Raw genomic sequence first — 26965 nt, 5'->3', positions numbered from 1 at the left:
TCAACAAAAAAAACTATTGCAAGTTACGTCAGAAATCTCTATAGTTTTTTTGTTGCTTCTTTTTTAAATCAACATATAAATTAACGATATCATTCATCTAATAAATAAACTGATTCCAAGGGGGATTTACGATTGAAATTAAAAGGTGCTACTCAGCTCGAAACGCCACTATTTGACACGTTACTTGAACATGTCGACTCAAATCCGATTGCGTTCCATATTCCTGGTCACAAGAGCGGGAAAGGGATGGATCCGGAGTTTCGTGACTTTATTGGCGAAAACGCCCTAAAAATTGATTTGATTAACATTGCCCCACTCGATGACCTTCATCATCCAAAAGCGGCAATCGCTGAAGCGGAACGCTTGGCGGCAGAGGCGTTCCGTGCTGATGAGACCTTTTTCTCCGTTCAAGGAACGTCGAGTGCCATCATGGCGATGATCATGGGCGTCGTCGGACCGAATGAGAAAATCATCGTTCCACGTAACGTGCACAAATCGGTCATGTCCGCGCTCGTCTTGACGGGTGCACACCCGGTCTTCATCCACCCAGAATTCGATGAGACGTACGGCATCGCGCACGGGATTACAGCAAGTGCCGTAGAACGTGCACTCGAGCTTCACCCAGATACAAAAGCCGTACTCGTTATCAACCCGACTTATTTCGGTGTTGCGGGTGATTTGGAGCGAATCGTTGACGTCGCTCATGCGCAAGACGTACCTGTACTTGTCGATGAGGCACACGGTGTCCATCTTCCGTTTCACGATGAACTCCCACTCTCGGCGATGCAAGCCGGAGCGGACGTGGCGGCAACGAGCGTGCATAAACTTGGCGGCTCGATGACAGGAAGTTCCATCTTGAACGTACGCCGGGGTCTAGTGTCACCAGAGCGGATTCACGCGATGCTTTCGATGATCACGACAACTTCAACATCATACTTGCTCCTCGCTTCTCTTGATGCGGCGCGTCGACAACTTGCGACGAAAGGTCATATGATGAACGAACGTGCGCTTGACCTTGCTCGAGCAGCACGTACAGCAATCGGTCAAATGCCGAACTTGTCGGTTTACGGACATGCGGAGCTTCACTCAGAGTCGACTTATGCACTCGATGAGACAAAAGTGCTCGTGTCGGTTCGTGAGCTCGGTGTGACAGGATTTGAAGTCGAGAAGTATCTTCGTGAGAAACACCGCATCGAAGTCGAGATGTCAGATTTATTGAACGTGCTCTTCATTGTCACGTCAGCAGACGATGAGTCGACGATTCAAGCATTGATTGAAGCGATGCGTGACGTCGTGTCCGTTTATCAGAAGTCTGGGAATGACTCACTCTCGATCATGCTTCCTGAAATCCCGCCATTGGCTCTTAGCCCGCGTGATGCGTTTTATGAAGAGACGGAGACAATCCCTCTTGAGAACGCCGTCGGACGCATTTCAGCAGAATTCATTATGGTGTACCCACCAGGGATTCCAATTATCATTCCAGGTGAATTGATCACAACGTCGACACTCGATTACATCATGGCCAACATCGAAGCCGGTCTCCCGGTTCAAGGTCTTGAAGATGAGTCTCTTCAGATGATCAAAGTCATCCAACAAACAAAAGCGATTCGCTAAACAAAAAATGAGCCAGTCATCGTGACCGGCTCATTTTTTATGTCATCTCAGAAAAGGTGGCTGTAGATGATCGAATTGCTTCCCCTATTGCCTATTATAAGAAAACGCTTACATTTTTTCAAGTGTCAATTTCTTCAGATGCTTCTGTTTTTTCAACTAGGCAGAGTCGTAAAAATTCAGCGACGTGCTCTGTGTCATTCAAGTTAATACCGAGCATCGGATACAATTGACGGGGCTCTTCTAAAGCATGCAGATCGAGAAGGGCCGACTGACCGGTTTGCATACAGACGACTAACACCTTGCCCATGAATTGGTGTGTATAGACAAAACCAAAGTCATAGCGGGCAGCTTCTGTCTCAATCCCGGTGAAACGTACACGACTCGTCTCGGATACGGTATATAATAACTCCTCATCGAATGCCATCAGGATTCCCTCCCTTCTCTCTTCACAAGTATTTTCCTTTATACTACAAGTATGAAACCTAAGGAGAGAGTCAACATGAAAATTGCGTATGCCACACCGTCAGACCAAGAAACACTTGTGCAGTTGATGCATGAGCTATGGCCCGACGCCCTGATTGAGGAATTGCGGATGGAAGTCAAACTCGGTCTTGCTTCAAAGAACATGCATTATTTCATCGCATCCTCTGACACAAAAGCGATTGGATTTTGCCAGCTCAGTTTCCGGCATGACTACGTGCCAGGTTCAAGCACGTCTCCGACAGCCTACGTGGAGGGAATCTATGCCGTTGAATCCGAGCGTCAGAGAGGTGTCGCTGCCCGTCTGATTGATGCTGCGTCAATGTTCGCGGCACGTCATGGTTGTATCGAACTGGCATCGGATACCGAACTTGAAAACGAGAGCAGTCAACAGTTCCATGAAAAGATTGGATTCCAGGAAGTTGAACGCGTCGTCACCTATATCAAAAAACTCTCTCACGAAACGTGAGAGAGTTTTTTCTAGCGTGCTTATTTAACGACGTGGATTGGCATACCCATTGCGATTTCAGCAGCTTCCATTGCCATCTCACCGAGTGATGGGTGAGCGTGGATTGTAAGTGCGATATCTTCAGCAGTCATACCAGCTTCGATTGCGAGACCAAGCTCAGCAATCATATCTGATGCGCCAGTACCCGCGATTTGAGCACCGATCAAGAGACCGTCCTCTTTGCGAGTGATAAGCTTCATGAAGCCGTCTGGCTCGTCAAGTGCAAGTGCACGACCGTTCGCCGCGAATGGGAATTTCGAAACTGTGATTTCGAGTCCTTCTTCTTTTGCGAGTGGTTCTGTGTAACCAACAGTTGCGAGTTCAGGATCTGTGAAGACGACTGCAGGGATTGCAGAGTAGTCGAGGTAAGCTGGCTTACCTGCTGCTGCTTCCGCTGCGATTTTCGCTTCGTAAGATGCTTTGTGTGCAAGTGGTGGTCCAGGAACGATATCACCGATTGCATAGATATTTTCGTTCGAAGTCTTACACTGGTCATCGATTTCGATGATTCCACGGTCGCTGATTTTAACGTCCGCGTTCTCAAGACCGATGTCGCCTGTGTTTGGACGACGACCAACTGTGACGAGGACATAGTCCGCTTCTACAGATTGCTCTTCACCGTTTACTTCAAACTTAACAGTTACGCCGTCTTCCGTTTCTTCGACGCCTTTAGCAAGTGCGTTTGTGTGGATTGTGACGTTCCCTTTTTGTTTGAGTTTCTTCTTAACGATTTGCGTCATTTGTGGTTCGAAACCAGACAAGATGTCGCTAGCGCCTTCTACAACAACTACTTCTGTATCGAAGTTAGCGTATGCAGTACCGAGTTCCATACCGATGTATCCACCGCCGATGACGACGAGTTTCTTCGGTACTTCAGGAAGTGCCAATGCGCCAGTTGAAGAAAGGACGCGTTTTGACCATTTGAACGATGGAATCTCGATTGGTGTAGAACCAGTCGCAACGATCGCTTTTTTGAATTTGTAAGGAGTTGAGCTGTCTTCTGTGATGACACGAACTGTGTCTTCAGAAGCGAAGAAAGCTTCACCTTGAACGATTTCAATCTTGTTTCCTTTAAGGAGACCTTTGACACCGCCAGTCAATTTGTTAACAACTGACTGTTTCCAGTCTTGAACTTTTGTGAAGTCCACTGACACGTTGTCAGACGAGATTCCCATTGAATCATGTCCTTTAGCGTGTTGGAAGTTGTGTCCAGCTGTGATCAACGCTTTCGATGGGATACATCCGACGTTTAAGCAGACACCACCGAAGTTGCCTTTCTCAACGATTGTTACTTTCATTCCGAGCTGTGCGCCACGGATTGCGGCAACGTATCCACCAGGACCGGCACCGATGACAAGCAAATCAGTTTCTTGTGCGAATTCTCCTACTACCATGTTCTTATCCCTCCATCATTAGAAGTGCTGGGTCTTCGAGCAAGCGTTTCACCATGTTAAGAGCGTTTTGTGCAGTCGCACCGTCGATGAGGCGGTGGTCAAAGCTGAATGAAAGTGCAAGTACTGGCGCAGCAACGATTTCACCGTTCTTCACGACAGCTTTCTCAGCGATACGACCGATACCGAGAATTGCAACTTCTGGGTGGTTGATGACAGGTGTGAACCATTGTCCACCAGCAGAACCGATGTTTGTGATTGTGATCGATCCGCCTTTCATGTCTTCCCCAGCGAGCTTACCTTCACGAGCTTTACCTGCAAGTTCGTTAATGTTTGTAGCAAGTGCATAGATTGATTTACGGTCTGCATCTTTTACGACTGGTACAACGAGTCCGTTGTCCGTGTCAGCTGCGATACCGATGTTGTAATAGTTTTTGTAAACGATTTCTTCGTTCACATCATCGATTGAAGCGTTGATTGTTGGGAATGCTTTCGCTGCAGCAGTCAATGCTTTCACGACGAATGGCAAGTACGTGAGTTTCACGCCTTGGTCAGCCGCGACTTGTTTGAAGTCTTTGCGGAGTGCGACGAGTTTTGTAACGTCGACTTCGTCCATGAGTGTAACGTGTGGTGCAGTGTGTTTCGAGTTAACCATAGCTTTCGAGATGGCTTTACGGATTCCACGGATTTTCTCACGTGTTTCAAGTTCTGGAGTCGCTGACTCGTAAGGCTTGATTTCCGTTTTCGCAGCTGCTGCTGGTGCTACAGAATCTGTTTTCTCTGTTGTAGCTTCTGCAGACGGTGCTTCACCGTTCGCGAATGCATCGATGTCTTCTTTCAAGACGCGGCCGTTGTCGCCAGAACCGTTTACTTCACGGATGTCGACACCTTTTTCACGTGCATATTTACGGACAGATGGCATTGCGATGACACGCTCAGATTTGTGAAGTTGAACGTCGCGTGGCGCGTCTTCTTTCACATCTTCTTTTACGTCTTCTGTCTTCTCTTCTGCTTTTGGTTGTTCAGGTGTCTCTTCTTCTTCACCTGCTGGTGCGTCGCCTTCGATGTCAAACGAAATGAGGACGTCGCCGACTACGGCAACTGTACCTTCAGAAACTTTAACTTCTTTGACTGTACCGTCGACTGGAGCTGGGATTTCAACGACTGCTTTGTCGTTTTGTACTTCTAAAAGAACATCGTCCTCTTTGACCGTATCCCCTGCTTTTACGAACCACTTGACGATTTCACCTTCGTGAATACCTTCACCGATATCTGGTAATTTAAATTCAAATACTGCCACTGGTTTTTCCTCCCATCAATTCATCATGTAAACACGACAAGGGAGATAATTCTCCCTCATCATTTATTCGACACGATCTTAGAAGTTCACAACTTCCTTAACTTTTGCAACGACATCTTTATGGTCTGGTAACCACATGTCTTCACCTTGTGCAAATGCGAAGACTGTGTCTGGTGCAGTTACTCGAAGAACTGGTGCTTCGAGGTGAAGAATTGCGCGTTCTTGAATTTCAGTTACAACGTTTGCTGCGATACCTGCTTGACGTTGTGCCTCTTGAACGACGATCGCACGACCTGTTTTCTTAACAGATTCTACGATTGTGTCGATATCAAGCGGGCTCACTGTCATGAGGTCGATGACTTCAACGTTGATGTTTTCTTTTTCGAGCTCTTCCGCTGCTTTAAGTGAAGTGTGCACCATCGCACCGTAAGTGATGATTGAAACGTCTGTACCTTCACGTTTCACATCTGCTTTACCGAGTTCGATTGTGTAATCACCTTCAGGTACTTCGCCACGGAATGAACGATACAATTTCATGTGCTCGAGGAACACAACTGGGTCGTTGTCACGGATTGACGCGATCAACAAACCTTTTGCATCGTAAGGAGTCGATGGAATAACGACTTTAAGACCAGGTGTCTGAGCCATCAAACCTTCAAGGCTGTCCGCGTGAAGCTCAGGTGTCTTAACTCCACCACCGAATGGTGAACGGATTGTGATCGGTTGGCTGTAAGCGCCGCCTGAACGGTAACGCATACGTGCCATTTGAGCTGCGATTGAGTCAAATACTTCGAATACGAATCCGAAGAATTGAACTTCCATAATCGGACGGAATCCAGTAAGACCTAGACCGATTGCAAGACCACCAATCCCTGATTCAGCGAGTGGCGTGTCGAAGACACGGTCTTCGCCGAGCTCGTCTTGGAGACCTTCCGTCGCACGGAATACCCCACCGTTTTTACCAACGTCTTCTCCGAAGAGAAGTACTTTCTCGTCGCGTTTCATTTCAACGCGCATCGCATCAGTAATCGCTTGGATCATTGTCATTTGAGCCATAACTTACTTCGACTCCTTTGCAGTATATTCTTCAAGCTGTTCTTTCAAGTTTGAAGGAAGTTCTTCGAACATGTTGTTGATGAAGTCCGAAACTTTTTGTTTTGGTTCTTTGTCAGCTTGGCTGATTGCTTCTTTCACATCAGCTTTCGCTTGCTCGATCACTTCGTTCTCCATGTCTTCGTTCCAGAGTTTTTTGTTCTCAAGGAAGAGACGGAAACGTACGAGTGGATCTTTTTCTTGATACTCTGTGTCGAGTTCTTTTGTACGGTAACGTGTTGGGTCATCCCCAGCGAGCGTGTGTGGTCCGTAACGGTAAGTGAGTGACTCGATGAGCGTTGGTGTTCCTTCGAGTGCGTCTACGCGAGCTTGTTGTGTCGCTGCAAGCACTGCAAGAACGTCCATTCCGTCTACTTGGATTCCGTTGATTCCAGCTGCAACAGCTTTTTGCGCGATCGTTTTAGCTGCTGTTTGCTTCTCAACTGGTGTCGAAATAGCGAAGCGGTTGTTTTGAACGACGAAGATTGCTGGTGATTTGAATGCACCTGCAAAATTCAATCCTTCGTAGAAGTCACCTTGTGATGAGCCACCGTCACCTGTGTAAGTAATAGCGACATTTTTGTTGCCGTTGCGTTTGAGGCCCATAGCCACACCCGCAGTTTGAATGATTTGTGCACCGATGATGATTTGCGGCATCAATACGTTGACACCTTCAGGGATACGGTTTCCTGCCACGTGTCCACGTGAGAACAAGAACGCTTGATAAAGCGGAAGTCCGTGGAATACGAGTTGTGGAATATCACGGTATCCTGGAAGAATCCAGTCCTCTTTGTCGAGCGCGTATTGCGTCCCGATCATCGTCGCCTCTTGACCTGCCACTGGCGCATAGAATCCTAGGCGTCCTTGACGGTTAAGTGAGATGGCGCGTTGGTCCCAGATTCGAGTATAGACCATGCGGCGCATGAGTTCCTGAAGTTGCTCGTCCGTTAGGTCAGGCATTGCGTCTTGGTTGACGACCTCACCCTTCTCGTCGAGAATACGGAACGTTTGGAAGTTTTCTTCCACGTTTTGAAGTACCTGAACGTTGTTCATTCGTTTCACCTCATCCTTTCAACTATGAGACAATTGTCTTTTTTGTGATCAAACACTATCTCAAATCTTACGTGTATCTGTCCAAAAAAGCAATCTGTATTAACGTAATTCAGGAAAGTTATGCTCTCCTGCCGTTTCCTAGTTAGTATAAAACGGGTTGTTATAATAACGCAAAAAATATGCTTACTGAAATAAAACGCTTACATTCAAGGGATATGACATTCATTTTGTCTCTGTATCATTTTCGTTTCACCTTCTGTACCATCCACATTCTTCTCTCTTTAAATATGATATAATCAATCATATATGTTTTATAGAAAGGAAGTTGCACATGTTAACGATGAAAGACGTCATTCGCGAAGGAGACGAACGACTCCGCACACGTTCAATTGAAGTACCGATTCCTCCAACCGAAGAGGACTTGGCGTTACTCCACGAAATGGAGACGTTCCTCGTCAATAGTCAAGACCCAGAGATGAGTGAAAAATACGAGTTACGAGGTGGTGTCGGAATCGCCGCGCCACAACTCGGGGTAAACCGTCGTTTCTTCACAGTCTTGCTACAAGAAGAGGAAGAGACGTTCAAACTTTCGATTTTCAATCCTAAAATCACGAGCCACTCTGTCGAACAGACATTTTTAAATGGCGGGGAAGGATGCTTGTCAGTCGATCGCGTGGTCAAAGGAAATGTACCTCGTTTTCGTCGAATCACATTAGAAGGGTTCGACCGAGACGGACAGCCAATCAAGCTGCGCCTTCGGGGAATGCGTGCAATCGTGTGTCAGCACGAGCTCGACCATTTGGACGGCATCTTGTTCTATGACCGAATCAATACGTCGAATCCGCTAGACACATACGGCGAACCGATCTAACATGTTTAGCTCGAGAAAAAGGGCACTGTTGTTACTATTCCCATTTTTATTTCTTTTAATCGGCGGATGTGTGCGCATTAATTACGATGCGACCGTGCATTACGATCAATCCGTTTCACTCGAAACCACTTATGCTTTCCGCGACCACCCAGTGATGAAGTTGCTCAATCTCAGGCTCGACTGGGATACGTGGAAGGAGCAGGCCGAGGATAATGGGTACGAGACTGAAGATTATTCGAGCGCCGATGATTATGAAGGGATGGTCTTGAAGAAGACGTTCCGCAATGTGGATGAGTTACAACAGATTAAAGAAGAATGGAAAACCGGTCCAGCCGGAATTCTCGTCCCACCTGACATTCAATTCGATATCGAGCAACGAGAAGGCATCTGGTTCGACTCTTACACGATGCAGACGAACCTCGATCTTCGACTTGATCAGGTTGACTTACCGGGTGTCGAACTATCGGGCTCCCCGAAGAAATTAGCGGAGCGATATATCCGTCAAGCCGATATCCGGTTTAATCTGACTGTTCCGACCGGTGTGTTCGTGGAAGACGGGACTGGCCTTGACCTTCGCTCCATGAAGCATGTCGAGTGGCAAGTGTACGGTGGTCGCCAAAATAATTTAACACTCGTCGCCCATGTGCCAAACGTTAAAGCATGGGTGATCACCATCATCGTATTTGTGGGAGCGATTATTTTAGGGTATTTCATTTGGCGCAAGTATCGAAAAAACGTCGGTAACCCTAGGGAAACATCGATTCGTTCGCGCCTGTTAGGGTTATTGATTGTCTCCCTTTCACTCGTATTGATTGTCGGGACATTCCGACAAGAATTGGCGAATGAGCGACAATCCGAGGCGATTCGCCAAGCGTCGCAGACGAACGAGTTTATCCCTACTTTCGCGGTGCATGGTCTACTCGGGACTGACCGAACGTTCCTCCGCTTCTCGCAAGCGATGGAAGAGAGTGGTCAGGCTACCGACGGCGCCCTTTGTACGGTAACTGTCAAAGGAAAAACCGATTGCGAAATTTATGACTATAGCTCGAATCGTCCAATCGTTCGAATCGAGTTCGAGGATGCAGAAGCTTCTTTGAACAATCAAACGAAATGGTTAAATTCAGCCATTGAAACGTATAAGAAAACGAGAAACCGCTCATTCGATCGCATGTATATCCTCGGTCATAGTATGGGTGGCGTTGCAGCAGCCAACTACATTTTGAATCAGGAGACATACATCGTCGACAAGTTCGTCACGTTTGATAGTCCATTCGGCGGCACTCGACTCGCAAACTTTGGCCTATCGGCTAGTAACTTTGGAATCAACACAGGTAGCCCAGCTATCCGTGACTTATCACCCAACTCGGACGGGCTACAAGCGTTCCAGTCAAAACTGGAGACATGGCCACGATCCGTACAAGTGCTATCCTTCTCTGGACGAGGCGGCGAGTTCAATCTGATTGAGCCGGAGAGTTCTCTGTTACTAGAAGAATATACGAATAACATTCAAACAGAGACCGTACCGTACGATCATTTCTCGCTTCACCGTAAGAGTGACGTCTTGAAAGAGACCGGGAAATTCTTATATGAGTATACGAATGAGTTTAATCCAATCGAGACGAACTAACGTCAAAACAGCTATCCCCAATTTGAGGATAGCTGTTTTTTAGTACGTCATCGTCCATGTCACTTTTTGAAGCCAATACATCACATACTTTCCAAGCGGGATGTCGGTTTGAATCTCGTCATATGCCACTGTGTACGTTCCATTCTCGTTATTCCATAAGCGATTGAAATAATCGTCTACTTCATCAAAGAAAACTGTATCCTCTTCTCCTTTTACCTCGACGTCAGCCTCAAGGTTGTAATCGTTCATATTTCGTGTCGTATAATTTCCAGAACCTAAGACGACTGTCTTCTCTTCTCCATCCACATATAGGATTTTTGGATGATATTGTTCCTTGCCGACATCATACCAACGAATTTCGATCTGTTCAGGATTGACGGTATTCAGTTCTGCCGTTACAGGTAAGTTCGGCAATCCCGATTTTGAGCGACCAAAAGCGTTCGTATTGGGGTCGAGAATCATGTTCACGGTCACACCTCGGCCAGCGGCATCCTCAATCGCTTGAATAATATTTCGGTCAGCCAAGTAGAACATGCCGATCCAAATCGTATCTCCGTTTTCCGCTCCATTCATCGCATCGAGCACCGACTCCTGAATCTTTCCTTCCGTTACGTAACGAATCTCCATCGGCGCATCGTTCGGCGCGCTCTCGATCTTCGATAATGCGTCATCGTCCGGGAAACGTCGTGCATCGCCTTTTGAGAACGTCGCGACTGCTTGTTCCCCTTTAGCTATCTCTTTTAAAATGGGTCCTTTTAAATGAACACCGACATTTGAGTGATACCCACTCGCATCATGCGGGTTCGCCGATAATACGAACCCTTCATTTTCTGTCACCATCACTTTTCGGTGGTTCGCTTTAATGTTCAGCAATCTTAAATACGCCCGAACGGTAATATCCGGTGCCGACGAGGCCATCGGATTCGGCAACCATCCGTCCTGACTATCCCCAAACCATTGAATCGCCATCCGATAAAACGTGGAGTACAAAATGTTTGGGTCACGAAGTGCGTCGAGATTCGTGTACACAACTTCCACCCCCGCCTCTTCTAGCACATCGAAGTGGTCGGAAACGTGCCCGTTATACGTCGTATTGATATCGTCTGTAATAAAGACGACTTTCAAGTCCGGGTATCGCTCCATTTGCTCCAGCAGCGCTGATGATAATCGCGCCGTTATATCCGGATATTGCCGGTCTTCATTGGAATATGGATTGAATAAGAAAAAGTCCATGACGATATATTCCTCGGCTTCCTGAATCGCTCGCTCGACTTCCTTAAAAATTTCTTGCTCGACAATCTCCGTATCCTCTCCTTGATATGTCAAATCATGAAGAAAGTCGATTTGATCATCCGAAATGAGATAAGGTTCAGATTGTCGTGACACCCCATCCGGTAACGGTTTTACCTGGTGATACACAAGTGTGATGAGAAAAATGACAGCGATGATGGCTAATCCCCACTTGAGCCAGCCTTTTTTCTTTTTTTCTTTAGCCATGAGTTCCCCTCCTCCTTTACGGTTCAAAAAAAGGACTGTAGTCACCTACAGCCCGTTAGATCATACTTCCATAATAATCGGCAGGACCATCGGGTGTCTCCGCGTCTTTTGTGCCAGATACGGTGTGAGCGTATCGGATACGAGTTGCTTCATCTCCGACCACTTCATCTGTTTATTTGACAACCCTTGCTCGACGGTTTTCTTCAACAAACGTTCGCCGTCACGAATCAAGCTACCCGATTCACGCATATAGACGAAACCACGCGAGATGATATCCGGTCCTGAAACGAGTTTACGTGTCTTGCCATCGATACTGATGACAACGACGACAAGTCCATCTTCAGAAAGGATACGACGATCCCTTAATACAATATTCCCGATATCGCCGATTCCATTCCCATCAATGTAAACGGCGTTTGCAGAAATTTTACCGGTGACCGCAGCCGACTCAGAATCGACAGCGAGCACTTCCCCGTTATCCATGACGAAGCTATTTTCTTTCGGAATCCCGACTGATTCAGCAAGCTCCGCATGTTTCTTCAACATGCGATACTCTCCGTGAATCGGCATAAAGAATTTTGGATTGAGAAGACGAATCATCAACAACTGTTCTTGTTGTGAACCGTGTCCAGACGTATGAATGTTCGTTAACTTCCCGTAAACGACATCAGCCCCTGCTTTATACAACTGGTCAATCGTCTTGCCGACCGAAATGGCGTTCCCCGGAATCGGAGAAGATGAGAAGATGACCGTATCCCCTGGGATGATCGACACTTGACGGTGTGTCCCGTTCGCGATACGACTAAGCGCGGCCATCGGTTCACCTTGTGAACCGGTACAAAGAATGGCAATCTCGTTCGGGTCATAGTGGCGCATTTGATTCGCTTCAATGATCATCCCTTTCGGAACGTTGATGAATCCTAGCTCTTGCCCGATCGTCATGACTTTCTCCATGGAGCGACCGAAAATCATGAGGTGACGTCCTGTCTCAGCACACGCATCGACGACTTGTTGTAATCGATAAATGTTCGATGCAAATGTGGCGAAGATGATTCGACCGTCCGCTTTACGGAACGTCTCGCTAATCGTCCCCCCGACGACGCTCTCACTCATCGTGAAGCCTTCGACTTCCGCATTTGTCGAGTCAGACAAGAGACAGAGCACGCCTTCTTTTCCAATCTCCGCCATCTTGGCGAGGTCGGCCGGTTCACCGACTGGAGTAAAGTCGAACTTGAAGTCACCCGTATGGACGATGTTCCCTTGTGGTGTTTTGACGACAACACCGAGCGAGTTCGGAATCGAGTGCGTCGTTCGGAAGAACGAAATGCTCGTTTTACGGAACTTGATGAGTGAATCCTCATCGATTTCGTGGAGTTCCGCCTCACGCAACAATCCATGCTCCTCGAGTTTTACTTTAATCAAACCAAGCGCAAGTTTCGTAGCGTAAATCGGTAACTGAACTTGCTTGAGTAAGAATGGAATTCCCCCGATATGGTCTTCGTGACCGTGCGTGATGAATACCCCTTTTACTTTGTCCTTGTTCTTAATCAAATACGAGTAATCCGGAATCACATAGTCAATCCCAAGCAAGTCATCCTCTGGGAACATGATTCCCGCATCGATGACGATGATTTCATCTTGAAATTGAACAACGTATGTGTTCTTCCCGATTTCTCCTAGTCCGCCTAGTGCGAACACGGCTGTTTGGTGGTTCTTAACAAACTTCATTTAATCTCTCCTTACTTCAATTATTAATACATCTATGTGAAACATAAGTGATTCTCGAATATGTCCGTAAGATTCTTTTTTCATTATAGCTCATATCGTGGCAATATTTCACTAACGATGTGATATTCGTGGTAGTTTCCCTATTTCGTGTTATCCTTTTAGTGGGATCGAAAAACATATTTTTTAGATAAAGAGAAAGATTGGTGAATCAAATGGAAGATCAAAAAGTTGTTTTCTTCGACATTGACGGCACACTCTTGCATGAAGGTAGCTATATTCCACCTTCCACAATTTCAGCGATTCAAGCGCTTCGTGATAACGGCGTCGAGACGTTTATCGCGACGGGACGAGGACCAGCGATGTTATCGGATATTCCGGAACGCGTAGGAATCGATAGCCTTGTTTGTTATAACGGTCAAATCGTCGTGCATAAAGGTGAAATCGTGTATCGTAACACGCTCTCTAAAGATGCGCTCGGTCGTTTGACGACTCATGCCACTTCGAACGACCACACGCTTGTCTACTTGGGACAAGATCGAGGCGGCGCTTCAAAACCGGATGACGCCATCGTCAAGCAATCGCTCGGAGAACTCGACATGCCGATTCCTCGCTACGAACCAAACTTCCACGCAGAAGAAGACGTTTATCAAACGCTCCTTTACTGTACACCTGAAGATGAGCATCACTATCTCAATGCCTATCATGAGTTCGACTTCATCCGCTGGCATCCACATGCGATGGACGTCATCAATAAAGGTGCTAGTAAAGCTGATGGAATTCGTCACTTTATCGAAGCGAACGGTTATCGACTCGAGAATACGTACGCGTTTGGAGACGCTTTGAACGACTTGGCCATGCTCCAATATGTTGGGACAGGGATTGCCATGGGAAATGCCCGTTCTGAAGCGAAAAACGTTGCGGACTTTGTGACGAAATCGATTCTTGAAGATGGAATCGAATATGGATTGAAAGCGATGAAATTAATCTAAAAAAAGAGACCTCTTGCGTCAAACCGCCGAGTTGGATCAATCGATTCAACGATCACGGTATCGCTCAAGAGGTCTTTTTTTATTTCGAACGTAACGTCCGTTCAAGTCTATCGAGATCGGTATCTTTTCCGATGATAATCAAAATATCTTCTGATAAGATCATCTCATCCGCCTGCGGAGAAATGAGGACATCGTCATCACGACGAATGGCGACAATGTTGACCCCATATTTTGCCCGTAAATCCAAATCGATGAGCGATTTATTCGACAACTTATCTGACGCTTTGATTTCCACGATTGAATGTTCATTTGATAATTCAAGATAATCTAAAATGCTCTGGCTCATCAACCCGTTTGCAATCCGAACGCCCATATCTCGTTCTGGGTGGACGATATTATCTGCACCGATGCGACGGAGAACTTTTTCATGGTAATCATTTGTCGCTTTGACAGTGATAATTTGGACGCCAAGTTCTTTTAAGATCAACGTCGTCAAAATCGAAGCTTGAATGTTTTCACCGATGGCAACGATGACGTGTTCAAAGTTACGAATCCCTAAACTCTTCAACACGTTTTCATCTGTCGTATCCGCGATTACGGCATGAGTAGCTAAACCCATAAACTCATTGACGCGTTCCTCATCTGAATCGATGGCAAGAACATCGTATCCGTTTGAAGACAACTCACGGACGATCGACCCACCAAATCGCCCTAAACCAATGACTGCAAATTCACCTGTCATAATCCTACATCCCTTTCCTACACATGGTCTCTTCTTGATTCTTCGTTCAGTGTAACTGATTCCCTTTCAAAACTCTACATAAAACAAGATGGGATCTCCTTCATGTGAAGGAAATCCCATCTTTAAAGTCATGCTTTTCCGCTCGAACGTTTCCCGCGTACATAATCGTTGTCAAACAGGAACAAACGGAGCAACAAGTAGAGCGCCGGAACGAGAAGGAGCAATCCTAAGATGAATACGACGACGAGTGCTACCGCCATCGACTCGTTGACGACACTTCCATTGATATCGATATACGGATACAGGATATACGGTAAGTGTGAATATCCGTAGCCGAACCATGCCATAAAGAATTGTCCCATGACCATCAAGAAAGCAATCCCGTAATTTCGCTTCATATAAACGAATGATACGGCAATCACGAAGAAGAGGAAGCTCATTGCGAACCACCACCAGTTTCCTCCTAAGATGCTCTCGTAGTGCCAAGCAGCTTGCGACTTCAAACCGAAGAAGACGAGCCCAGAAGCAATAATCGTCGGAACGCTCCAGAAGAGCGCCCATTTTCTGACGAGTTCGACCGCATTTTGATCGCGTGCTTTGTCCGCATAGAACAAGAGGAACATCGCGCTAATATAGAGGACTGAAACAATCGCCAAGATGACGACTGTCCATGAATAAAAATTGGTGAACAACTTCGCGCCGTCAAAGAAGACGCCGTTTTCCGTCTCGGTGATGAATCCACCTTGACTGACCGTCAATACGGTCGACATCGAAGCTGGGATGAGTAATCCTGTGGCTCCGTATAGGAACATATACAGCGTGCTTTCTTTCGACCCATAGTTCGCGAATGCGTAAAAGCTACCGCGAATCGCAAGTAAAATCAACACGACGGATGCCGGAACGAGTAACGCCGTTCCATAGTAATAAGCTGTATCCGGAAAGAATCCGACAATCCCGACGAAGAAGAAGACGAAAAACACGTTCGTCACTTCCCACGTCGGTGACAAATACCGTTTAACGAGACGGTTCACCAAGTGATCCCGTTTTGTATAACGGCTATAGAATGCGAAGAAGCCAGCACCGAAGTCAATCGATGCGACGATGAGATAGCCGTATAGGAACGTCCATAAGACGGCAATCCCTAACTCTTGAATTTGCATGTCATACCCTCCGATCACACTTCATCCGCAAACATCGCTTCACCACGATGTTCGGATTGTTTTAGTTCTTTCCCTACTGGGTTCTCTTTGAACAGACGTGATAGAACGACCACTGTGACTGTTCCGAGCACCGCATAGAGGATCGCGAAAGCGACAAGCATCCAACCGACATTCGCTGATGTCGTAGCTGCTTCACTCGTACGCATCAACTCATAAAGCGCCCACGGTTGACGACCAAATTCAGCGAAGAACCAACCGAATTCAATCGCTGCCATCGCAAGCGGTCCACCGGCTGCAATCGCAAAGAGCATCGGTTTACTGAACTGATTCAAACGTTTAATATAACGCCCTAATACGAACAGGAAGGAAATCAGCGCTAGAAGCATCCCGATTCCAACCATCGCATCAAACAAGTAGTGAACAAAGAGCGGTGGCTGGTCTTCTTTCGCAAATTCATCGAGACCTGTCACCTCATAGTTCGGAACACCACCAGCAAGAATTGAAAGCGCGTAAGGAATTTTTAAGGCGCCGCGGACTTCATATCCGCCCTCACCGTCATCTTCTAACCATCCACCGAGAATCAATTCCGCCTCGGAGGAGGTTTCAAAGTGCCATTCGGCTGCTGCTAATTTATCCGGTTGATATTGTGCCAAATACTTACCTGAGAAGTCTCCGACAAGTGCTGTCGCAATCGCAAAGATCAAGGCGACTGTCATCGTCAAGCGAAGACCTTTTTTGTGATATTCGATTGACATCTTGTCCAGTTGATTACGACGTTGACGTAACAACTGTACAGCTGCAATCGCTGCTAAGATGAACGCAGACGTTAAAATTGCAGACGTCAATACGTGTGCCATCTTCGTTGGCATAGCTGGACTGAACATCGCTTCAAGCGGACTGACGTTCGCCAAACGACCGTCAACGATATCAAATCCTACCGGTTGGTTCATAAAGCTGTTTACCGTTGTGATAAAGAACCCTGAGAACAATGCACCGACTGCGACCGGAATCCCGAGAAGCATGTGATGCCACGGGTTTTTAAAACGATCCCACGTATACAAGTAAATTCCGAGGAAAATCGCTTCGAAGAAGAAAGCGAACGTCTCCATGAATAGTGGAAGTGCAATCGTTTGACCCGCAACACGCATCAAGTTCGGCCATAATAACGAAAGCTGTAGACCGATTGCTGTACCCGTTACAACCCCGACCGCTACGGTCACGACATAACCACGTGACCACCGGCGAGCCATGAGGGTATATTTCGGGTCTTTTTTACGAATTCCTAAAAATTCAGCCAATAAGATTAAAAGTGGAACCCCGACGCCGAGTGTGGCAAAAATCACATGAAAACCTAATGTGAGTGCCGTCAATGCTCGGCTCATCAGGACAGGATCTTGAAACATCTATTGATTACCTCCTATCTCTCTCTATCGCTTCGAACCCATGTATGAAACGACAATCACAGATGAATACCCTTCGATACTTCCATCATAATGATTTTATATTGTGCTGTAATGTCTCAATGCTCGAGTTTGCAAAATGTTCACATTTGAGCAATCGCCACAGAATTGTCGCTTTACATTCATATTTGATTCCCTTTTTGCTCACACTTCACTCTTTTTTGGGCACACTAAAAGCGGTCTCAAATGAGACCGCTTCGTGTTATTGAATCATGACCGTACGGAAATAGTGGTCAAACAATTCAATGGCTACTTCAATCGCTCGTTCGTCCGGGTTGAGTGTCGATTGATGGAGACCCGACCCCATATCGTTCACACCTAGCCAAACCATGAATCCAGGAACTTGTTTCAGCATATATCCGAAGTCTTCCCCTGTCATGGCAGGAACACACGTCTTATACGAATATCCTACCTCTTCGACCGCTTCTTCGAACTGATAAAGATAGCGTTCATCGTTGACGACCTCGTGATAGCGATTGCCGAATTCAAGGTCGATTTGAACGTTATACGTCATTTCGACACCGGCGATAATCTGACGAATCCGGCTCTCGAGTACAACCATCTCCTTGTCAGATAACGCACGTACCGTTCCATCTAACTTGGCCGTATCGGCGATGATGTTCTCTTTTGTTCCCGCTGCGACTTTCCCGATGCTGACGACCGCACTCCCCATCGGATCGATGTTCCGTGACACGATGGTTTGCAGTTGCATGATGAGGGCGGCTTGGACGATGACGGCATCAATTCCTGCGTGGGGGAATGCACCGTGCCCTCCCTTCCCATGAATCGTAATATGGAGTTCACGTGCACTTGCGAATAATACACCCGGTCTAGACGCTACCATCCCGACCGGATATTCCGGAGCGACATGTAATCCGAATAGCGCGTCCGGACGGAAGTGATAGAACAATTCGGATTTCGCCATCGGTTCTGCCCCGCCCGGCCCTTCTTCAGCCGGTTGGAAGAAGACGACAAGATGGTGGTTGAACGGGACTTCGACCGCTCGTTTGATCAATCCGAGCGCGATAGACATATGGACATCATGGCCGCACGCATGCATCATACCTTCATGAAGCGATGCAAACTCCAATCCGGTCTCCTCGGTAATCGGTAGCCCATCCATGTCGGCTCGGTACCCAATCGTCTTCTCCCCGACGAGACCATCCACGCGAACGAAAAGGCCCGTCCGCCAGTGCGTGATATGAACACGCGGCGAATCGAGCGAACGGATCAGTTGTTCGAGAGTCGCCTGTGTTTTAAATTCTTCATATCCAGCTTCCGGGATTAAATGCAGTTGTCTTCTTGCTTCGATTGCCCAATTCATGATTCAGTCTCCTTCGTAACTTCTTCAACAATGTTCCAAAATGCTTGTACTTGTGCCAATTCCAACATCGATTCTGTCGACAGCATCCACGTGTCCCGAACGAGCGGGACACCACTCGAGGACGTCAACGGAATCTTGTTCATTTCATTGACATCTTTAATGGTCGACTCCGGTAAAATGGCGAAGCCGATTCCGTGTAACGCCATCTGTTTACACGTTTCAATCTGATCCACGACGAGTGTGGTGAGCGGCGGACTCGAAAATCGTTCCTGCCACCATTCTAATATTTCCTGGTAATATGTCGAGTCGCTCTTAAATTGAATAAATGAGCGTTCGTTATTTTTTAGCTGGGCGAGATCTGTCATTTTTAAATCGACCAAGTGTAAGGAATCAGAGAACAGCTTCATGCGTTCCCCGCGCCAATCCGGATTTCCCCGAATGATGCCGATATGAAAATTCTCTTCAAGCATGTAACGCATCATTTCACTCGACCATCCGGTGACTAACTTGACACGGACAGACGGATATCGCTCCACGAACGTCTTTAACACCTTCGGGAGCCAATACTGTCCCATGATGGAAGCGACGGCAATCTTTAACGTCCCATATACTTCTCCCGGATTTGCCGTCAGCTCGCTGCGTAGCTCTTGTTCTTCACTGTACATTTTCTTGGCGAACTCGATGATTTTCTCCCCGTCTGGCGTCAAGGCAAGACCACGTGTCGAACGAACGAAGATCTTTTTTCCCCATTGATGTTCGATTGTCACGAGCCGTTGACTGAGCGCTGGTTGAGAGACGAATAACCGTTCCGCCGCTTTGCGCATATTCAATTCTTCTGCAAGGATAATCAACACTTCTACTTCCGATACTTGCATGACGTCACCTGTTTCTCTATCATTTGAAAGATTGTATACTGAATAAGTATTTGTTTCAATGTATCATATCATGTTTATTCATCAATTTGATTGTTAGGAGGAAATCTGATGCAACGCCATCATTTCGCCTTTATCGTTGCGACCGTCGCGACGCTTGGCAGCCTTTACTTCTCTGAAATCATGCTCTTTTTACCGTGCAAATTGTGTTGGTTCCAACGCATCTTTATGTATCCACTCGCCATCTACTACTTGACGATCATGTTGACCGCCCGCGATGTGAATCGATTGTTTGTCGGAATTATGGCCGGCGCCGGCTGGTGTATTAGTCTTTATCACGTCATCCTAGAACGTATTCCGAACGGAGAAGCCTTCTGCACGAACGACTGTCTCATTCGCTGGGTGAATTACTTTGGTTTTGTTACCATCCCACTTCTCAGTTTTATCGCCTTTACATGTATTCTCATTATCCAATTCGTCCCGTTCAAAAAAGCGTAAGACGTACAAAGGAGAAGCCGTCATCATGACGGCTTCTCCTTTTCTTATTGCCACCACTCGTCGTACAGAGAAGCAGGCATGTGATGCTTATGACGTGAACGTTTGAAAATCGTCTCAATCCGCTCTGCAATCACCGGGTCGACGGATTTTCCTTCTAAATAATCATCTAATTGGTCATATGTCATGCCGAGCGCCACTTCGTCAGGCAGGCCAGGACGACCGTCTTCAAGATCGGCTGTTGGCACTTTATAAATAACACGTTCATGTGCCTCTAGTTCGTGAAGCAACGCTTTACCTTGACGTTTGTTCAGACCAGTCAACGGTGTGAGGTCACACGCCCCGTCTCCGTGTTTCGTGTAGAATCCCGTCACATATTCCGCTGCATGGTCCGTGCCGACGACAAGGGCACCAAACGTTGCCGCGATATCATATTGCGCCTTCATCCGTTCACGCGCTTTCGTGTTCCCTTTATGGAAATCACTCAACTCAAGACCTGTCGCTTGTCGGAACGCTTCTACCGATGCGTCGACGGCAGGTTTGATATTGACGGTGAGCGACTTGTCCGGACGGATGAACTCGAGGGCGAGTTGGGCATCATCTTCATCATGTTGTTCGCCATACGGTAATCTTACCGCATAAAACGTGTAGTCCCCCGCATCTTCCGCTCGTAGTTCTTCCATGGCGAGCTGACACAGTTTCCCTGCCAAACTAGAGTCTTGTCCACCTGAAATTCCAAGGACAAGTCCTTTCGCACCGGCACGTTTCACATACGCTTTCAAGAAATCGATTCGTTGACGAATTTCCGCCTGCGGATCGATGGTCGGTTTGACATGTGTTGATTCGATAATATGTTGTTGCATGAATGACCCTCCCATAATTCTCTCATTTCGTTTTATTGTCTGATAATTCACAAACCCCGTCAACTAGCGACGTACAAAAGAAAGACGGAAACATTCGTTTCCGTCTCATGATTATTGAATTTGGAATGACGTAACTTCTCCACCAATCGGTGTCAATTCAAGGAATAATTTTTGACCTTCCGCTGGCGCTTCATCGAGCAACACACCAAATGTGAAGCTTCCACCCGTCACTTCTGCCGCACCTTGAGCATATAGGTTATGCCCGTCTGACACAGACCATTCAAACTCTACTTCTTCCGTGAAGCCACTGACTTGAATCATCGTATCATTCACATCGATTGTTACATCGCGGAACGCACCGTCTGTTTGCGGTTCAGATGCAGGTGTTTCTTCTGGCGTTTCTGTTGTGTCCTCTTCTGGCTCTTCTGCTACTCGTTCAACAGTGAAGAACGTCTCATCAGTCACAGCGATTTCTGGTGCTCCATCGACTTGACCGAGTGCGATCACTTCGACCGAGTATTCACCAGCTGCCAATTCTAATGGGAATACCTCATCGAAGATCTTTTGTTCATCCGCTTCCCACGTCTCTTCGATAATCGATTCCGTAAACATATATTCGCTACCATAGTCAAATACGGTTTCGTCACCTTGTTTGATGATCAATTGGAAGCGTTGTGAAGAGTTGAACGTCACTTTCGCCGCCTCTTCATTCGGGTTTGTCATCTTGACAGTTGCTGATAATGTATTGGCTGACGCATCATATGCCATTTCCGTGTCAAGCGTTAATGGAGCTGGTGGTTCAGACGAATCGCTATTCACTTGACTCGGTTTCGCCTCTTCTTTTCCACATCCTGCTACGACTAGTATGATTGCCGTCACGACGGCGAGTAACCAAGTTTTTTTCATGGATCCCACTCTCCTCAACAAAATAAAAAAACGTCTATAGCACCAGTGTATACAAAGTGCAGACGTTTGTAATGATTTTCCTTATATTATTTACCTTTTTTACGAAACTTTAGCTTGTTCCATGTACTGTTGCCAACCGGTCATGAACAACGAATCAGCGATATCGAGATCAGACCGGACTTGAGCCGAAATGGAGAACGTCTCACTATGCATCGATTCAAACGTGACGACCATCGTCTCTCCTACCACTTCTTTATAAGCTACAAGTTCAGGCGTTTCTGCAAACAACATCATAAGTATGGCTCCTTTGTTCATCTGTGATAAACCTAGTGTACCAATCTGAAACCAAGATGTAGGTCCTATCGTTCGACAGGAGAACAGTGACATTTTACCTATTGTCGAAACGCTTACATCAAATGTTAGTCAAATGGTGAAATGTGCATATAAGATATCGAAAAAGAGAGGGAATCCGCCTTGAAGACCCCTCTCCTTTCCTGAAAATGTAAATGAAATTGATTCATCACATGTCGAACGAAACATCACTTCGTGCGGTTTGAAATTTGTTGCCATACAGTTCCGAGAGCCGTTTCTCCGCTTGTGATCCGTTCTTTTGCGAGTCGTGCCTGCAATGAAACTTCAAATTCGCGGTCTTGTTCGGCAACTGTCAAAGCCGGAACAGCGCGTTCGTCTCCACAATCGAACAAGAAACGAGCCGCACGCCAACGAACGAGTTTATTCTTATCTTTCAGCGCCTCAATCATCGAAGGTTGAGATTGAGGTAACGCCCAATCTGAGACCGTATCCCCAGCCGTACGTCGCACGATCGGAGAAGCGTCCACAAGAGCTTGTTCGATATATGTGACATATTCCTCACGACGTTCTTCAAACATCCCGATCATAACGACAGCTTGTCGACGAATCGCCATCACGGAATCTTCGAGTGCACGGCGGAAATACACCATATTCTCGTCTTGAATGTCCAATTCGTCTAAGAAAGCCATCCGGTCTTTCCAATTGTCAGATTGCAAGTGGTTCGCATTTGCTTCAAAGTCAGCCTCGCGCCCAAACGCTCGAGCCACGATACGCTCCACTCGTTCTTGTGGATACGCAGCTTCTAACTCTTCTTGAGCGACGACACTGACCTCATCCAGTTCACCATAGCGTGGGGCTTGCTCCACCCAACGACGGTCTTGAATGACATTCTTCACTTGTGCTTGAACTTCCATGGCCGCGTCGACGAAACGTTTCGATAACCCGATCCGTTTTTCCTCGTCCCCTTTGACGAGTTTCAACTGCATCGGGACATCGAGCACGAACTGGACGGATACATGGACCGGTTCATAGTCTGTATCCATCTGTGCAGATTCGACTTCCTCGACTTGTTCTCCGAACGCCCGTCGGATTTCATTCATCACGTCATGCCAGTCATGTTTCGGATGACGCTCGACAGCGAGAAAATCAGATACCGCATATACGGATTTGACGCCTCGAAGCCCAACGATTTCTTGAATAATGGCTGGGGCATCCGTACTCGCTTTGTCATACGTGGTGCCTCTCCCTTCAAACGGAGGGTCCACAATGATCTTCAAGTTATTTGGACTTGGTGTCGGTTCAATTGCTACTAGTTTCATCCTCATCACCTCACTCTCAATCGTGACGAAAATGACAAAAAAACGCAAGCGAGTCGCTTGCGTTCGAGTCACCCATCTATTCTATTTAGAACAACGCGATAAACTGTTGGAGTGAATACGTCGTACCATCCACAGTAAACGTGTCGTCCTCTGAAATCGGTTCAAGGAAGAAACGTTTTTCACCATTCTCTTTTACGTAACCAAAAATATGATTGGATTGATAGAACAATTCAACAATCGTCATCCGTCCAAACGTCATTCCATCGTTCATTACCGCCCGATCACCTAATTCGCCGCCATTGTACAGTTCGATGTAAGTTTCCATTTTGGTGTCGCTCCTCTTGTGTTTGTTTTCACAATTCCTTTCTATCAAACTAAAAGAGCGACTTCAAGTTAATTTTTTGCGTTACGCTTCCAAAATTCAATCCATTTACGATACTCCGATAATGTTCTATTAATTTGATGAATCGATTTCTCATCGTGTAATCCCGTATCGTCAATCTTCTCCTTACAATGCGTGATGAAAATTTCATTTCCCGGTAAAACATTTGCACGATTTGTGGCAAATACTTGTCGGAGATGAATTTGACATCTGGCCGTTCCAAGGATGCCTGGTGAGGCACCAGCAATCATGACCGGTTTATCTCGAAGTGGCGTCCCCGGCTCGAGCGATAACCAGTCGATTGCATTCTTTAAGACACCAGGGATGCTATGGTTATATTCAGGTGTGACGATTAATAGTCCGTCGGCTTCTCGAACGGACTGCTTCAAAGCGGCCACAGCTTCTGGTTCATCCGGATCAATCAAATCGTCGTTGAACAGTGGGAGCTCAATGGAAACGACTTCAATATCAAAATCATCTTGAGCCAATTCAATAATTGAATGTAAAAGAGCGGTATTAAAAGATTTCTTACGCAGACTACCCGACATGGCGATTAATTTATATTTTTCCATGCTCTACCTCCTGAATCCACTTATTCACGATTTCCGCTTCTTCTTCAGGACCTTCCATCATCCCCATGTGACTATATGGGACAATCGCTGTCACATGACGTTCTGCACCTAGAAACGCACGCTCCTCATTCATATTCGGATCTTTTTCCCCATAAATGAATAAACCAGGGAGTTCAGTCGCCTGAACGGTATCGACTTCGTCTTCACGATCCCGAATCGCACGTTGCGCGTTCACAACCCCTTCAACCGACATCTCGTACCCAATCTCGATTGCTTGTTGGATGAGAACAGGATTTGAATCCTTTGTAAAGACATTCGGGATCATCCCGTCGATAAACGGCTTTATCCCTTCTTCAATGACCTTGTTGATTGCCCCGTTCCGTTTTTCTTTCGCTTCTTCTGAATCAGAGGCAGCGGTCGAATGCATCAATCCAAAGCCGGATAACTCTGTAGCATAGCGACGAACAAGGTTGGTCGTTACATATCCTCCGAACGAATGTCCGATAACAAGTGGTTGTTCAAGATTTCGAAGTCGAATCTCTTCCATGACCCAATCTGCGAACTGGTCCATCGTTTCCGGTCCGACTTCCGTTCCTGCATGACCCGGAAGTGTGAGTGCATGAACTTCAGCGTTCAATAACGGTTCTAACTGTTCAAAATATGTTGGCGAACCGCACAATCCATGTAACAATACGAGTGCTTTCATATCATTGAGTGCTCCTTTTCTTCCCATTCTGTTTTAAGTAGCCGATACATCGTCAAATCCATGAACCGACCGTGGCTGTATGCATAATCATGTAAGAGGCCTTCTTCTATAAATCCGAGCTTTTGTACGAGGCGATTCGACCCCTCATTCCCTGGTGCCACCAAGGCGGAGATTCGGTGAAACTTGAACTCTTCGAATCCATGTTGGATGACGGCAGTCGCCGCTTCAAAAGCCACCCCTTGTCTCCAATAATGGGGAGAGACTTCGAATCCGATTTCAGCCCGGTAATATTGAGGCGTCCAATTATGAAAACCGATTGTGCCGATTAACTCGTTTGTCAATCGATCACAGATGGCCCAACGAATCGCTTTGCCTTGTTGAAACTGGTCTTTAAAATAGGCGATGACATTTTTCGCCTCATAAACAGCAAGCAACGGGTCCGACCCATAATAACGCATCACTTCTTCAGTGGATAAGATGGTATAAAGTGCTCTAGCATCACGCGGTTCTAGCTCTCGCAGGATAAACCGGGGCGTAGCGAGCTCAGGAAAACTACGTTTCAATCCCCACATGTGGAACCCGCCTTTCCTTTTCGTTTCCTCAAGTATACTTCTATTTTCCCAAATGTATCGAACTCAACCCTCTTGAACCGTCTCAAGATAGCGGAAATCATGTGTTTTTGCTACTATGAATGTAGTATGTCAAACTGAGGGGATACCATATGTCAAAACAACTCTTTTATTTAAAACAAGACCGAGATGTCCAGCGCTTTACGCTACATGGCGTGACATTGGCCGACATTACAGAGGCCCTTTCCGTTACGAGACCAATGATCATTTGTCGAACCGATATTAAAGGAATGAGGCAATCTTCTAGGTCGCGTTTCCGATATATCGAAGCGCATGAGCTCTCTTCATTCTCGTCTAAGTATTTAAATAACCAAACGACATTCACTGCAATCGATTTCCCGGACTACAATACGCTTGAGACGCTGTCGGATCACGAAATCGCAGAGATCCTGTTTTTAAGTCATATGGAGCGCGGGATCAAGAAACCGTTTCTGGATTCACTTGATAATGAGATTGCGTTCTTCAATGAAGCGAACGATCGTCACAGCAGTCTCTACATTCGTGATTGGTCGACAATCAATCGTTTCGTTCAAAACATGTTGCAAAGCAAACTGGACCGAGACATCCGAAACATTAGCTTCGTGCCGATTCCACTCCCTGTCATCGATGAATTGCTCGAGTTGGCACCTCAAGGGCTCATCATCGATTTTGATCACACGAAACGAAGCCTGTTCAATCGTCAAATCGTGATTTCCTTCTATGTGGCCGGTCGCTACGAAGACATGTCCGTCCTCGAAGAAGACTTTGACGCCAAAAAAGAATCAATCGCGCTGAAAGGTCAGTTGTTATATCGTCGTCGCACGTGGCATATTGAGCGGTTATAAGGTCATGGATGTAAGAAATGGAATTGAACCTCTGAAAACGAGGTTCTTTTTTGCTATTTTCAGACCGATTGTTTCAAGTCAATTCCCTTCACGAGCGAGTGTGAACGCTATTCTTAAAAATTGATAACAAATTGTCTTAATTTTTTGTTAAATTAACACTTTTCTTTTTCGGACGAGGCGTTATACTAGGAATAACCTTCTGGAGGAATGGAAGGCAATATAGAGAAAGCGAGGTGAAAATCTATTCAT

Annotated in this window: 27 protein-coding genes; 7 read left to right on the top strand and 20 right to left on the bottom strand. The window is 46.4% G+C overall.

The genetic code is table 11. The annotated features are described in order from the left end of the window. The first annotated feature begins 132 nt into the window (after positions 1 to 132). Positions 133 to 1614, top strand: a complete 1482-nt coding sequence (locus KNO86_RS09525; RefSeq protein ID WP_074034979.1) for an aminotransferase class I/II-fold pyridoxal phosphate-dependent enzyme — start codon at positions 133 to 135, stop codon at positions 1612 to 1614. Positions 1615 to 1732: 118 nt separating this feature from the next. On the opposite strand, the gene KNO86_RS09520 is transcribed toward KNO86_RS09525, so the two are convergent. Continuing rightward, the gene (locus KNO86_RS09520) at positions 1733 to 2038 is read right to left on the bottom strand and encodes a DUF3055 domain-containing protein (RefSeq protein ID WP_074034985.1); all 306 of its coding nucleotides are present in this window, start codon (positions 2036 to 2038) and stop codon (positions 1733 to 1735) included. A 75-nt stretch (positions 2039 to 2113) separates the two neighbouring features. On the opposite strand from KNO86_RS09520, the gene aac(6') reads away from it, so the two are divergent. Further along, complete coding sequence (aac(6'), locus tag KNO86_RS09515) at positions 2114 to 2563, top strand: aminoglycoside 6'-N-acetyltransferase (RefSeq protein ID WP_214695579.1); 450 nt, start codon at positions 2114 to 2116, stop codon at positions 2561 to 2563. Positions 2564 to 2583: 20 nt separating this feature from the next. Here the strand turns inward: aac(6') and lpdA are convergent, their stop codons facing one another. From lpdA to pdhA, 4 genes are all read right to left on the bottom strand, one after another. After that, a complete protein-coding gene (lpdA, locus tag KNO86_RS09510; RefSeq protein ID WP_074034989.1) occupies positions 2584 to 3996 on the bottom strand; it encodes a dihydrolipoyl dehydrogenase in 1413 nt (470 codons plus the stop codon). 4 nt (positions 3997 to 4000) lie between these two features. After that, on the bottom strand, positions 4001 to 5293 hold the full coding sequence (locus KNO86_RS09505) for a dihydrolipoamide acetyltransferase family protein (RefSeq protein WP_214695577.1): 1293 nt from the start codon (positions 5291 to 5293) through the stop codon (positions 4001 to 4003). Between the two features lie 78 nt (positions 5294 to 5371). Next, complete coding sequence (locus tag KNO86_RS09500; RefSeq protein WP_074034993.1) at positions 5372 to 6349, bottom strand: alpha-ketoacid dehydrogenase subunit beta; 978 nt, start codon at positions 6347 to 6349, stop codon at positions 5372 to 5374. A 3-nt stretch (positions 6350 to 6352) separates the two neighbouring features. Beyond that, positions 6353 to 7438 (bottom strand): pyruvate dehydrogenase (acetyl-transferring) E1 component subunit alpha, encoded by a 1086-nt coding sequence (gene pdhA, locus KNO86_RS09495; protein WP_015881258.1) that lies wholly within the window; start codon positions 7436 to 7438, stop codon positions 6353 to 6355. A 331-nt stretch (positions 7439 to 7769) separates the two neighbouring features. Here pdhA and def point away from each other — a divergent pair, with 331 nt between their 5' ends. Both def and KNO86_RS09485 read left to right on the top strand, forming a co-directional pair. Next, entirely contained in the window at positions 7770 to 8309 is a 540-nt protein-coding gene (def, locus tag KNO86_RS09490) for a peptide deformylase (protein WP_214695575.1), read from the top strand. Position 8310: 1 nt separating this feature from the next. Beyond that, positions 8311 to 9936: an alpha/beta hydrolase gene (locus KNO86_RS09485; RefSeq protein WP_214695573.1), complete on the top strand. Its 1626-nt coding sequence runs from the start codon at positions 8311 to 8313 to the stop codon at positions 9934 to 9936. A gap of 39 nt (positions 9937 to 9975) precedes the next feature. Here KNO86_RS09485 and KNO86_RS09480 read toward each other — a convergent pair whose 3' ends face one another. Continuing rightward, a complete protein-coding gene (locus KNO86_RS09480; protein ID WP_214695572.1) occupies positions 9976 to 11433 on the bottom strand; it encodes a phospholipase D family protein in 1458 nt (485 codons plus the stop codon). Positions 11434 to 11493: 60 nt separating this feature from the next. Next, positions 11494 to 13161: a ribonuclease J1 gene (gene rnjA, locus KNO86_RS09475; RefSeq protein WP_015881254.1), complete on the bottom strand. Its 1668-nt coding sequence runs from the start codon at positions 13159 to 13161 to the stop codon at positions 11494 to 11496. Between the two features lie 212 nt (positions 13162 to 13373). Here rnjA and KNO86_RS09470 point away from each other — a divergent pair, with 212 nt between their 5' ends. After that, the gene (locus tag KNO86_RS09470) at positions 13374 to 14150 is read left to right on the top strand and encodes a Cof-type HAD-IIB family hydrolase (protein WP_214695625.1); all 777 of its coding nucleotides are present in this window, start codon (positions 13374 to 13376) and stop codon (positions 14148 to 14150) included. A gap of 79 nt (positions 14151 to 14229) precedes the next feature. On the opposite strand, the gene KNO86_RS09465 is transcribed toward KNO86_RS09470, so the two are convergent. The 5 genes from KNO86_RS09465 to KNO86_RS09445 all read right to left on the bottom strand — a co-directional run bounded on the left by KNO86_RS09465 (position 14230) and on the right by KNO86_RS09445 (position 19711). Further along, on the bottom strand, positions 14230 to 14892 hold the full coding sequence (locus KNO86_RS09465) for a potassium channel family protein (RefSeq protein WP_214695570.1): 663 nt from the start codon (positions 14890 to 14892) through the stop codon (positions 14230 to 14232). Between the two features lie 128 nt (positions 14893 to 15020). Further along, positions 15021 to 16052 carry a cytochrome d ubiquinol oxidase subunit II gene (locus tag KNO86_RS09460; protein ID WP_074035002.1) on the bottom strand — a complete coding sequence of 344 codons (1032 nt, stop codon included), beginning with the start codon at positions 16050 to 16052 and terminating at the stop codon, positions 15021 to 15023. A 14-nt stretch (positions 16053 to 16066) separates the two neighbouring features. Further along, positions 16067 to 17455, bottom strand: coding sequence for a cytochrome ubiquinol oxidase subunit I (locus KNO86_RS09455; RefSeq protein WP_214695568.1), 1389 nt, complete (start codon positions 17453 to 17455; stop codon positions 16067 to 16069). A gap of 259 nt (positions 17456 to 17714) precedes the next feature. Next, positions 17715 to 18836 carry an N-acetyldiaminopimelate deacetylase gene (locus KNO86_RS09450; RefSeq protein ID WP_214695560.1) on the bottom strand — a complete coding sequence of 374 codons (1122 nt, stop codon included), beginning with the start codon at positions 18834 to 18836 and terminating at the stop codon, positions 17715 to 17717. After that, positions 18833 to 19711, bottom strand: coding sequence for a transcriptional regulator CcpC (locus KNO86_RS09445; protein ID WP_074035014.1), 879 nt, complete (start codon positions 19709 to 19711; stop codon positions 18833 to 18835). The genes KNO86_RS09450 and KNO86_RS09445 overlap by 4 nt, the downstream gene beginning before the upstream one ends. A gap of 108 nt (positions 19712 to 19819) precedes the next feature. On the opposite strand from KNO86_RS09445, the gene KNO86_RS09440 reads away from it, so the two are divergent. Continuing rightward, positions 19820 to 20206: a disulfide bond formation protein B gene (locus KNO86_RS09440; protein WP_214695558.1), complete on the top strand. Its 387-nt coding sequence runs from the start codon at positions 19820 to 19822 to the stop codon at positions 20204 to 20206. 44 nt (positions 20207 to 20250) lie between these two features. On the opposite strand, the gene nadE is transcribed toward KNO86_RS09440, so the two are convergent. From nadE to KNO86_RS09400, 8 genes are all read right to left on the bottom strand, one after another. After that, on the bottom strand, positions 20251 to 21066 hold the full coding sequence (gene nadE / locus KNO86_RS09435) for an ammonia-dependent NAD(+) synthetase (RefSeq protein ID WP_214695554.1): 816 nt from the start codon (positions 21064 to 21066) through the stop codon (positions 20251 to 20253). A gap of 111 nt (positions 21067 to 21177) precedes the next feature. After that, a complete protein-coding gene (locus KNO86_RS09430; RefSeq protein WP_214695547.1) occupies positions 21178 to 21972 on the bottom strand; it encodes a BsuPI-related putative proteinase inhibitor in 795 nt (264 codons plus the stop codon). Between the two features lie 99 nt (positions 21973 to 22071). Further along, a complete protein-coding gene (locus KNO86_RS09425) occupies positions 22072 to 22266 on the bottom strand; it encodes a hypothetical protein (RefSeq protein ID WP_214695545.1) in 195 nt (64 codons plus the stop codon). 245 nt (positions 22267 to 22511) lie between these two features. Beyond that, a complete protein-coding gene (locus KNO86_RS09420; protein ID WP_214695543.1) occupies positions 22512 to 23603 on the bottom strand; it encodes a virulence factor in 1092 nt (363 codons plus the stop codon). Positions 23604 to 23688: 85 nt separating this feature from the next. Then, complete coding sequence (locus KNO86_RS09415; protein ID WP_074035023.1) at positions 23689 to 23928, bottom strand: hypothetical protein; 240 nt, start codon at positions 23926 to 23928, stop codon at positions 23689 to 23691. A 68-nt stretch (positions 23929 to 23996) separates the two neighbouring features. Further along, entirely contained in the window at positions 23997 to 24557 is a 561-nt protein-coding gene (locus tag KNO86_RS09410) for an NADPH-dependent FMN reductase (RefSeq protein ID WP_214695536.1), read from the bottom strand. Next, a complete protein-coding gene (locus tag KNO86_RS09405) occupies positions 24544 to 25263 on the bottom strand; it encodes an alpha/beta fold hydrolase (protein WP_214695534.1) in 720 nt (239 codons plus the stop codon). The genes KNO86_RS09410 and KNO86_RS09405 overlap by 14 nt, the downstream gene beginning before the upstream one ends. Continuing rightward, the gene (locus KNO86_RS09400; protein WP_214695532.1) at positions 25260 to 25835 is read right to left on the bottom strand and encodes a GNAT family N-acetyltransferase; all 576 of its coding nucleotides are present in this window, start codon (positions 25833 to 25835) and stop codon (positions 25260 to 25262) included. Before KNO86_RS09400 ends, KNO86_RS09405 begins: the two co-directional genes overlap by 4 nt. Before the next feature lie 149 nt (positions 25836 to 25984). Between KNO86_RS09400 and KNO86_RS09395 the strand changes: the two genes are divergently transcribed. Then, positions 25985 to 26716 carry a hypothetical protein gene (locus KNO86_RS09395; RefSeq protein ID WP_214695530.1) on the top strand — a complete coding sequence of 244 codons (732 nt, stop codon included), beginning with the start codon at positions 25985 to 25987 and terminating at the stop codon, positions 26714 to 26716. Positions 26717 to 26965 lie beyond the last annotated feature (249 nt).

The organism is Exiguobacterium sp. s160, assembly GCF_018617575.1.
Classification (GTDB): domain Bacteria; phylum Bacillota; class Bacilli; order Exiguobacteriales; family Exiguobacteriaceae; genus Exiguobacterium; species Exiguobacterium aestuarii_A.
Note: the sequence above shows the minus strand (reverse complement) of the source record. Positions and strands in the feature narration are given on the sequence as shown.

Coding starts and splice junctions, on each gene's coding strand:
- KNO86_RS09520 (WP_074034985.1), bottom strand. CDS start 2,038: ATGGCATTCGATGAGGAGTTATTATATACCGTATCCGAGACGAGTCGT.
- lpdA (WP_074034989.1), bottom strand. CDS start 3,996: ATGGTAGTAGGAGAATTCGCACAAGAAACTGATTTGCTTGTCATCGGT.
- KNO86_RS09500 (WP_074034993.1), bottom strand. CDS start 6,349: ATGGCTCAAATGACAATGATCCAAGCGATTACTGATGCGATGCGCGTT.
- pdhA (WP_015881258.1), bottom strand. CDS start 7,438: ATGAACAACGTTCAGGTACTTCAAAACGTGGAAGAAAACTTCCAAACG.
- def (WP_214695575.1), top strand. CDS start 7,770: ATGTTAACGATGAAAGACGTCATTCGCGAAGGAGACGAACGACTCCGC.
- KNO86_RS09485 (WP_214695573.1), top strand. CDS start 8,311: ATGTTTAGCTCGAGAAAAAGGGCACTGTTGTTACTATTCCCATTTTTA.
- KNO86_RS09480 (WP_214695572.1), bottom strand. CDS start 11,433: ATGGCTAAAGAAAAAAAGAAAAAAGGCTGGCTCAAGTGGGGATTAGCC.
- rnjA (WP_015881254.1), bottom strand. CDS start 13,161: ATGAAGTTTGTTAAGAACCACCAAACAGCCGTGTTCGCACTAGGCGGA.
- KNO86_RS09470 (WP_214695625.1), top strand. CDS start 13,374: ATGGAAGATCAAAAAGTTGTTTTCTTCGACATTGACGGCACACTCTTG.
- KNO86_RS09465 (WP_214695570.1), bottom strand. CDS start 14,892: ATGACAGGTGAATTTGCAGTCATTGGTTTAGGGCGATTTGGTGGGTCG.
- KNO86_RS09460 (WP_074035002.1), bottom strand. CDS start 16,052: ATGCAAATTCAAGAGTTAGGGATTGCCGTCTTATGGACGTTCCTATAC.
- KNO86_RS09455 (WP_214695568.1), bottom strand. CDS start 17,455: ATGTTTCAAGATCCTGTCCTGATGAGCCGAGCATTGACGGCACTCACA.
- KNO86_RS09450 (WP_214695560.1), bottom strand. CDS start 18,836: ATGAATTGGGCAATCGAAGCAAGAAGACAACTGCATTTAATCCCGGAA.
- KNO86_RS09445 (WP_074035014.1), bottom strand. CDS start 19,711: ATGCAAGTATCGGAAGTAGAAGTGTTGATTATCCTTGCAGAAGAATTG.
- KNO86_RS09440 (WP_214695558.1), top strand. CDS start 19,820: ATGCAACGCCATCATTTCGCCTTTATCGTTGCGACCGTCGCGACGCTT.
- nadE (WP_214695554.1), bottom strand. CDS start 21,066: ATGCAACAACATATTATCGAATCAACACATGTCAAACCGACCATCGAT.
- KNO86_RS09430 (WP_214695547.1), bottom strand. CDS start 21,972: ATGAAAAAAACTTGGTTACTCGCCGTCGTGACGGCAATCATACTAGTC.
- KNO86_RS09425 (WP_214695545.1), bottom strand. CDS start 22,266: ATGATGTTGTTTGCAGAAACGCCTGAACTTGTAGCTTATAAAGAAGTG.
- KNO86_RS09420 (WP_214695543.1), bottom strand. CDS start 23,603: ATGAAACTAGTAGCAATTGAACCGACACCAAGTCCAAATAACTTGAAG.
- KNO86_RS09415 (WP_074035023.1), bottom strand. CDS start 23,928: ATGGAAACTTACATCGAACTGTACAATGGCGGCGAATTAGGTGATCGG.
- KNO86_RS09410 (WP_214695536.1), bottom strand. CDS start 24,557: ATGGAAAAATATAAATTAATCGCCATGTCGGGTAGTCTGCGTAAGAAA.
- KNO86_RS09405 (WP_214695534.1), bottom strand. CDS start 25,263: ATGAAAGCACTCGTATTGTTACATGGATTGTGCGGTTCGCCAACATAT.
- KNO86_RS09400 (WP_214695532.1), bottom strand. CDS start 25,835: ATGTGGGGATTGAAACGTAGTTTTCCTGAGCTCGCTACGCCCCGGTTT.
- KNO86_RS09395 (WP_214695530.1), top strand. CDS start 25,985: ATGTCAAAACAACTCTTTTATTTAAAACAAGACCGAGATGTCCAGCGC.